Origin of the sequence: Serratia sp. HMSC15F11, assembly GCF_001808215.1 — a bacterium.
Lineage (GTDB): Bacteria > Pseudomonadota > Gammaproteobacteria > Enterobacterales > Enterobacteriaceae > Serratia > Serratia nevei.
Map to the genome: position 1 here is coordinate 1 of NZ_KV792427.1, position 8,878 is coordinate 8,878.

The 8,878-nt window shown below is 49.4% G+C and carries 4 protein-coding genes, 1 tRNA gene and 2 pseudogenes; 6 read left to right on the plus strand and 1 reads right to left on the minus strand.

What is annotated here, in order from left to right:
- Window positions 1-542: 542 nt before the first annotated feature.
- Window positions 543-632, minus strand: a tRNA-Ser gene (locus HMPREF3138_RS08140).
- Between the two features lie 447 nt (window positions 633-1,079).
- Between HMPREF3138_RS08140 and HMPREF3138_RS08145 the strand changes: the two genes are divergently transcribed.
- The 6 genes and pseudogenes from HMPREF3138_RS08145 (at window position 1,080) to HMPREF3138_RS08160 (ending at window position 8,544) form a co-directional block, all read left to right on the plus strand.
- The gene (locus tag HMPREF3138_RS08145) at window positions 1,080-2,546 is read left to right on the plus strand and encodes a peptide MFS transporter (protein WP_049194085.1); all 1,467 of its coding nucleotides are present in this window, start codon (window positions 1,080-1,082) and stop codon (window positions 2,544-2,546) included.
- Between the two features lie 126 nt (window positions 2,547-2,672).
- On the plus strand, window positions 2,673-3,614 hold the full coding sequence (ghrA, locus tag HMPREF3138_RS08150) for a glyoxylate/hydroxypyruvate reductase GhrA (protein ID WP_038875857.1): 942 nt from the start codon (window positions 2,673-2,675) through the stop codon (window positions 3,612-3,614).
- A 329-nt stretch (window positions 3,615-3,943) separates the two neighbouring features.
- Window positions 3,944-5,878, plus strand: a complete 1,935-nt coding sequence (locus tag HMPREF3138_RS25270) for a right-handed parallel beta-helix repeat-containing protein (protein WP_083301470.1) — start codon at window positions 3,944-3,946, stop codon at window positions 5,876-5,878.
- A 250-nt stretch (window positions 5,879-6,128) separates the two neighbouring features.
- Window positions 6,129-6,269: pseudogene (gene ghrA, locus HMPREF3138_RS26210) on the plus strand (glyoxylate/hydroxypyruvate reductase GhrA); the annotation flags it as partial.
- A gap of 90 nt (window positions 6,270-6,359) precedes the next feature.
- Window positions 6,360-6,767, plus strand: a pseudogene (locus HMPREF3138_RS08155) (PHP domain-containing protein); the annotation flags it as partial.
- A 46-nt stretch (window positions 6,768-6,813) separates the two neighbouring features.
- The gene (locus tag HMPREF3138_RS08160) at window positions 6,814-8,544 is read left to right on the plus strand and encodes a recombinase family protein (RefSeq protein ID WP_070558918.1); all 1,731 of its coding nucleotides are present in this window, start codon (window positions 6,814-6,816) and stop codon (window positions 8,542-8,544) included.
- Window positions 8,545-8,878 lie beyond the last annotated feature (334 nt).

The window sequence follows — 8,878 nt, forward strand, 5'->3', positions numbered from 1 at the left end:
GAGGGATTCGAACCCTCGATACACTTTCGCGTATACACACTTTCCAGGCGTGCTCCTTCAGCCACTCGGACACCTCACCATATTTTTTTGTTGCGAAATCATCGCTGCAACGGGGCGCTACTATAGGGAGTAGGGCCGATCCGGTCAAGAATAATTTCTGTGTTTTTGTTCGTCCGCTCAAGCCGTGCGCACTTTGCTGAAAACTGCGGCGAACGGCAGGGCACATGCCATGAATGGGTGAGAAAATCAGCGGTAAAGTTCGTGGATAACCGACGGTAATGGGGATCACTGCCGCAGAGGGGGAAAGATGCTCGCCCCTCTCGTCGGTGCACCATGCAAAAAAAGCCTGGACGCGAATCCAGGCTTTCTCTTTGAATTTGGCGGTGAGAGAGGGCTTGATTCGCTGCGCTCACCCTGCGGGCCGCCGTTGGCGGTCCAAAACGCAGGCGTTTTGTCGAACCCTGTCGAGGCTTCTCGCCCCTCTCGGCGGTGCACCATGCAAAAAAAAGCCTGGACGCGAATCCAGGCTTTCTCTTTGAATTTGGCGGTGAGAGAGGGGTTCGAACCCTCGATACACTTTCGCGTATACACACTTTCCAGGCGTGCTCCTTCAGCCACTCAGACACCTCACCGTTTTGTTGCCGAAAACGCTTTGCGCTGTCGACGGGCGCTAATGTAGGAGAATCTGATCTCAGCGTCAACCCTCTTATTTCATTCTCATGACTGTTTAGCCAAACTTGCAGCAATTTGCTGATTTACCGAACGATATTCCCACTCGCGGCCGCCGGCGGGCAGGGCAGGCAGCGGTTGGAATCCATGAAAGACGATTATTTGACCTTTTTCTGTACAGGAAGCTCAATATGTCGCCAATGAGATTGGGTTGTTTGCTGTTATATGCATTAATACTGGATTATTAGTCAGATGTGTCGCTAAATGGAGTCATGTCGGCGCGGCGTTTTTGGCAAGGAATATCACGACGTCGCGCAGATTGCCGGGTGACAGGCCGGCGATATCGCAGACAGGGACAGACTCATTACATAATAATGCAGTAGAGGTTCGTTTTGACTCCTTCAGATGCCATGCCGGCGCCGCAAGCGCGCCATGCCATTCCCCCCGGTGCGGGGGCGCTGTTCTTCATCCAGATCTTCGCCACGCTGGGCTTCGCCGTGCTTTACTCCACGCTGGTGCTGTACGCCACCAAGCGGCTGGGCTTCAACGAAAGCAGCGCCAACGCCATGATGGGCGTATTCGGCGCCTTCAACTATGGCCTGCACATGTTCGGCGGTTACCTCGGCGGCCGATTCCTCAGCAACCGCAATCTGTTCGTGCTCGGCATGGTGCTGCAGGTGATCGGCTGCGCGCTGATTGCCGTCGCGGGCGTGTGGGGGCTGTACTGGGGGCTGGCGATGTTCCTGACCGGCAGCGGCCTCAACGTCACCTGCATCAATATGATGCTCACCCAGCGTTTCAAGCCGGACGATGATCGGCGCGAATCGGCGTTCCTGTGGAACTACGCCGGTATGAACCTCGGGTTCTTCGTCGGCTTTACCGTCGCCGGTTATTTCCAACTGACGGAAAACTACCGCGCGCTGTTCCTGTTCGCCACGCTGGGCAACGCGGCGGCGATCATCGTCGCCGTCTGCCGCTGGCGCATTCTGGCGGATCTCAATACCCCGCTGCACGACGCCAGCCGCAGCCAATACCGCTGGCGCATGCTGGTCGGGTTAGCGGTGCTGGTGGCGCTGGTGCCGATTATCCGCGTGATGCTGACCCATGCCGAATTCAGCGGCCACTTCGTGATCGTGCTCGGTGCGCTGATCTTCCTGATGCTGTGCGTGGTGACGCTGCGCCACCATCCGCGCGATGAGCGCCGCAGAATGGCGGCCTATCTGATCCTGGCGCTGGGCTCGCTGGTGTTTTGGGCGCTGTACCAGCTGGCACCGATGGGGCTGATGCTGTTCTCCGAGCACAACATCAACCTGAACGTTTACGGCATTCAGGTGGCGCCGCAGTGGATCCAGAACATCAACACGCTGGTGATCGTGGTGGGCGGCCCGCTGCTGGCCTGGTGGTTCAACCGCCTGCGCGCTCGCGGTTGCAACATCGACATTCCGCTGCAGTTCTCCGGATCGCTGTTCTGCATCGGCTTGGGCATGCTGGTGCTGCCGCTGGGCATCAGCATGGCGGGCGGCGACGGGCTGGTGGCATTCAAATGGATCGTTATCAGCTATGTGCTGCAAAGCGTCGGTGAATTGATGATCTCGCCGATCGGCTACGCGATGATCGGCAAGCTGGCGCCGCCGCGCTATCAGGGCGTGATGATGGGCTGCTGGATGATGGTGACCGGCGTCGCCTCGGTGCTGGCGGGCTACGTCTCCGGCCTGATGCCGGAAAACAGCGGCAGCACGCCGCTGCAAACCAACCCCGGCTACAGCGAAATCTTCAGCGTGCTGGGCTGGGGGGCGACGGGCGTCGGCGTGGCGATGCTGATTCTCATTCCGCTGCTGCGACGCCTTATCCGGCGCGACGGCCCGTCTGCCGCCTGATTCGCTAACATGCACAACAGCCCCACTGGTCGGGGCTGTTTTTATTTTGGGCTTTAACGCTTGCATCCGGCGGCGAATCGCGGAAGGCTGGAGGAAAACCAATAAAAACAAACGGGAGCCCGCAGTATGAACATCATTTATTACCACCCCTTGTTTAACGCCCAGGAATGGCTGGCCGGCATCAAACAACGCCTGCCGCAGGCCGAGATCCGCGAGTGGCAGCGCGGCGACGAGCGGCCGGCCGATTACGCGCTGGTGTGGCGCCCGCCGCACGAGATGCTGGCCAACCGCTGCGATCTGAAAGCGGTGTTCGCCCTCGGCGCCGGCGTTGACGCGATCCTCGATCAGGAGCGCAAGCACCCCGGCACGCTGCCCGCCGGCGTGCCGCTGCTGCGGCTCGAGGATACCGGCATGGCGCAGCAGATGCAGGAGTATGCGCTGAGCTATGTGCTGCGCTATTTCCGCCGTTTCGACGAGTATCAGGCGCTGCAGCAGCGGCAGGAGTGGCAGCCGCTCGATCCGCACTCGCTGGATGATTTCACCATCGGCATCCTTGGCGCCGGCGTGCTGGGGCAGAGCGTGGCGCGCAAGCTGACCGAGTTTGGCTTTAGCGTGCGCTGCTGGAGCCGCAGCGCCAAACAGATCGATGGCGTGCAAAGCTTCGCCGGAGAGGCGCAGCGCGCGGCCTTCCTCGACGGCGTCAAATTGGTGATCAACCTGCTGCCCAATACGCCGGAGACCGTCGGCATCCTCAACCGCGAGCTGTTCGCGCAGTTGAGCACGGGTGCCTATCTCATCAACATCGCGCGCGGCGCGCATCTGGTGGAGGCCGATCTGCTGACGGCCTTGGATCAAGGGCAACTGGCCGCCGCCACGCTGGACGTGTTCGCCCGCGAGCCGCTGCCGCAGGATCACCCGTTCTGGCGTCATCCGCGTGTCACCATTACCCCGCATATTGCTGCCATCACGTTGCCGCAGCAGGCGATGGATCAGATCGTCGCCAACATCCGCGCGCTGGAGGCGGGGCATGCCCCGGCCGGCGTGGTCGACAGGCAGCGGGGTTACTGATCCTTCAGCCGCCGTTCGGTAACTGATAAGCTGTTATCGTCATCGCGCCTGTCCGTACCTTTGCGGGCGGGCCCTCTGGGCACCCCCTAGATTTTTCATCTCTCGTTCATCTTTCCTCTCGCTATTCCGTTGTGCAATCGCTCGTAGAGCACTGTGTTTGCGTATTTTCTCGAAGATGATGTCATCATTTTTCCGAAAAATCCGGTTCTGAAAAAAGTTGCAACACTCAAAGCATCCAAGTTTCAAAAGCAATCGAACGCCGTCGAGAAGGTAATACAGTTAAATTAACTATTTGATGTCGCAATAAATTGATTAAAAGGAAGGTATATATGTCATTGATAAATTCTTGTACCGAAGATTTGTCTCTTAAGCAAGTGAATGAAGTTTGTAAGAGCATACTTTTTAGCGAGGTTGATGCGATAGATAACTTGAGATTTTTTGAGCCGGTTGATATAAATCAGATAGTGAGAGTAAAAGGTTTCTACTTAGGTTCAAATAAAGGTGGAGGAGATTTTTACTATGATGCTGACGACACTATAAGTACTGACAATAACTTCTCGGTTATAATTACTCAGTTAGGAAAATGTTGGAAGCGAGATATCTCTTATGGCGTAGATGTATACTCTGCAGGTTATGACGCAGTTAAAAATAACCTGTCTGAGGTGGTAAATTCAATTGCTGCCTATTTGGTCAGTATTGCAATCGATACTGGTGTTAGCAGTCTGCCAACGAATACGATTCTAATACCTCAGAATATAGGTGGCCAACCATATAAAACTAAAACAATCATTGTTCCAAGTTTTTTAACGTTAATGTTTGAGGGGGGAGTGACGCTGGATTTCAGTGCAAGTGATCAAATTGGTATACAAATTGACAACTCTATGTTTTCCGGGCTTAATGATGCCGTTATATCCAAAGAAGGTTTCCAAATTGGAGGCAGTACTGTTATCACTACGAATGGCGGTAGGGTTTATATAAAAGGTATAGGGGCAGCCTTATCCAGTCAAGGCGGAATCCAATTGGGGAATACTGGAACAGGTTATTTAAATGCACGTGAGGTTATTGTTGAAAATGCGAATGTATTTGGATTTCTCTCAGGAATTAGAATTCGTTCGCGAGATACGTATATTAATGAGGTTAGAAATGTTAAATTTGCAAGAAATAAACATGCATTGCTAGCTGATGACACCACCGCTACGAATTCAGGAGAAAAGACGACATTCGTTAAATGCATTTTCTCAGACAGTGATTCAGATGGCATTCGCATAAATTGCTCGGCGCAGGATTTCGACTTCGTTTCATGTCATGTAGACTACAACGGAGGGGCTGCAATCAAACTTTCCAATAGCGCAGCGTACTGTGATCTGGCTTTTTATGGCCGGCATATTGAAGGTATTGGCAGTGTATTGGTCTCACAAGAAAAACAAATAGCAGCTGCGGGCCCCAATAAGATTAACTTCACCAATGTAAAGTTTGATTTGAGGAGCGCAAAAAATAATAAAATATGGGAAAATAGATCGTTAAGGCAGATGTTCTCCGCTAACTCAAGAGTTTATGTTAATATTTTGAACTGTAGCTTTGGATTTCAGAACTCAAATGCGACTGACTATGGAACACTAATATCCCTCAAGGATAACGTATCTTCCAATAATGTGAGGCTAAGCATGATAAATAACCAGTCAAACTATCCGGAGTTTCTATCATCATATTCTAATGCGCTAAATCCGCATCTTTTTAATGGGCCGGAAGGTGTGGACATTACATCAGGAGCGGATTCTGCTACGAGAATTTCAGTCATCTCTTCAGGTGGTAGTACGGTTGTCTATGGGGCGGAGGACATTGATGGATTGACGCCATTGGAAATCACATCAACACAGAGCACAGGAACCATACAGTTGGTCTTTGACAAAAAATTATACCTGACAAAGCAAGACGCTATTTATGGTATGATTTCAGTTAGGCCTAACTCTGCAGTAGGCAATATAAACGTGTCTTGTGGACTTCGTGGGTTTAACGATTATACGTTTAATGTCAGCTCAGGGTTAATCGTTGAAAACTTCATAGGGACATCATATGATAATACTATTGATGTTCTCACCTATTTTAAAAATGGCGCCATTGCTAAAGATAAGTTTGTCAGCACGGAGCCCTTGCAAACATCAACATATGGAAGTTTTATTTCGTATAGCAAGCCTGTGATAAGATTAACCGGTTTTGTTGGCACCATCTCTGTTAAATTACCGGCGTTTTGGCTGAAGAACTAAGATGGGTTGTCATACAATTAATGTATTTAAAATACGTTGAACGCGTTTTTCAGTCTACGGCATTCCGGGATCAATTCACGATCCCGGAATTTTATATGAAAATATATTGCATCTATCACTAATAATACTGGTTTATTACTCTCTTTTTGGGAGAAGTGTTGATGGAGAGTTTGTATTGGCACGGTATCTTATCTGATATTATTCGGCTTCAGCGATAAGTTTACCAAAAGGCTGTTTGTCACCATCTGGACATCCGCGTGTCACCATTACCCCGCATATTGCTGCCATCACGTTGCCGCAGCAGGCGATGGATCAGATCGTCGCCAACATCCGCGCGCTGGAGGCGGGGCATGCCCCGGCCGGCGTGGTCGACAGGCAGCGGGGTTACTGATCCTTCAGCCGCCGTTCGGTAACTGATAAGCTGTTATCGTCATCGCGCCTGTCCGTACCTTTGCGGGCGGGCCCTCTGGAAGGAGAAACAATGTACCCCGTTGATTTGCATATGCACACCGTCGCCAGCACCCACGCCTACAGCACGCTGCACGATTACATCGCCGAAGCCCAGCAGAAGGGCATCAAGCTGTTCGCCATCACCGATCACGGCCCGGACATGGCCGATGCGCCGCACTACTGGCACTTTATGAACATGCACGTGTGGCCGCGCCTGGTGAACGGCGTGGGCATTTTGCGCGGCATCGAAGCCAACATCAAAAACCTTCAGGGCGACATCGACTGCACCGGCCCGATGTTGACCGCCACCGACGTGATCATCGCCGGTTTCCATGAGCCGGTGTTTGCGCCGCAGGATAAAGCGTCCAATACTGAAGCGATGATCGCCGCAATGGCGCAGGGGGACGTGCATATCATCAGCCACCCCGGCAACCCGAAAAGAATTTCTACGTATTTAGGTAACTGATTGATTCTTGGGGTGTTTGATGAAATTGTACAGCTATCAGCGGTGGTCAAGTGCAGTACAGGAGGCTGGTACTACTAAGGCTAGGCAAGAAGACGCGGCAAGAGCATATGCACTGAAAAACGGCTTAGAGTACTGTGAAATCGTTGACAGTGGCGTCAGTGCATTTCGTGGAGCGAACAAGCAAGGGGCGTTAGGTAAGTTCATTGACGCAGTACAGAAAGGTGTCATAGAACGCGGTGTAACGCTCTATGTTGAATCTTTAGACCGTATATCACGCGAAGGTATCAATAATGCCTTGCGTCTCTTCCAAGACATTCTAGAGCTTGATATAACGATTGTTACGGGCATGGATGGGAAAGTATTCACCAAGCAATCTATCAATGATAATCCGTTTGATTTGATGATGAGTATATTGGTGTTTATCCGTGCTAATGAAGAAAGTACTAAAAAGTCTTTGCGTACTAATGGTAATGCATTGGCGTTAGTAGAACGGGCAAAGGCGGGATTACCAACAAATATTAAATCAATGGGTGGTTGTCCGTTCTGGATTGATAATTCAATGTCGCAGTATGAGGCAGTTCGAAAGGACGTGAAGTACTGGCCTATTGCTGAGGAAATTGTTCAACAGTTCTTAGATGGTAAGTCTGTATTCCAAGTTGTTAAGTACTTGAATGCTACTTATCCAGAAGGTTGTTATGGTAAGCCGTGGAACTATGCCAATGTTCGTAAAGTACGTTTGAGTAAAGCAATATACGGTGTTAAGGAAATAACTATCAATGGTGATAGAAAGATAATTGAAAACTATTATCCGGCATTGTGTACTGAGGGTGAATTCTTACGGCTTCAAGTTATTAAGGACAATAACAAATATATTGGTAAGGTAGGAGATCAGAAGAACAACATAAACCTTCTTTGTGGAATGAAGTTATTTAGATGTGGTCATTGTGGAAGTACTATGATGGCAATGAAACACAAGAATACAATTCGGTATATGTGCGAGAAAGGCCGGATGGATTCTAACGGTTGTCGTTTGTGGTCTTTTGGTAGTCTTGGCATTGAACATTGTTTGATGTTAGTACTGACATATGCATATATCGATACTAATCGTAAGGGTGTACAGAATAAAACTGACTATTCAAAACGTATTGCAAGTAAGAATGAAGCGATTGTTGAAATCTCAAAGCGAATTACTAATACTGTTGAATTGGTGTCAATGGGACTTAGTAACGTTGAAGAGGTAAAAGTACATCTTCAAGATCTGGACAAGCAACGTACAGTACTTAAAACTGAATTAGATGTACTGATGACGCAACAAGCACTAAGTAACAGTATTGATTTTGAAACTTTGATGCATGATTTCTTTACACATGCACAATATTCAGTACTGCAATCTGTTGATCATAAATATCGTGAAGAACTACGTAAAGTAGTATTTGCAATGATGGATTCTGTAATAGCGTGGAAGTACGGAAAGAACCTGTACTTTAGTTTCCGCATTAAAGATCATGACGAGTACTTTAACTTCATTCCGGGTAGTACAAAAAACACCTACAGATTGTTCATAGGCGGCCTACCATTCAACGATAACGAGCAAGACGAACCAATACACGTTGAAGGAGTAGAGCGGCTTACAGGGATTTATACGCAGCTTATAGAGGGGCAAGTGAAGGTCATTAAGATGGCCGAAGAAATGCTTGAGGTTGTAGGCTATCCAGTACTGGACGGTAAACACTTCTGGACAAAGAAATGAATTTGTTCCGATCACTGGGTATATATAAGATCAATAATAGAAATGATCGGAACATTTTGGGTGTTTTTTAGACATAATGACTTATCTACTACCCCATGAACGGAACAAGCAAACATTTCTGAAAAAATCCTGAATTCCTGCTATAATAGTGTGGCAGGATTTTTTTTCGTCTGCGGTGAAACGCCGTCTCATTATGTGGTATAATATAGGTATCTCCACTAAATAAGTGAAAGTAACACTTATGGGGATACCACATGAAACAATTTCTAAAAGACTCAATCATATTCAGTACTGGACTTATGTTAGGGAAGGTGCGAACAAGTTCCTGATATGA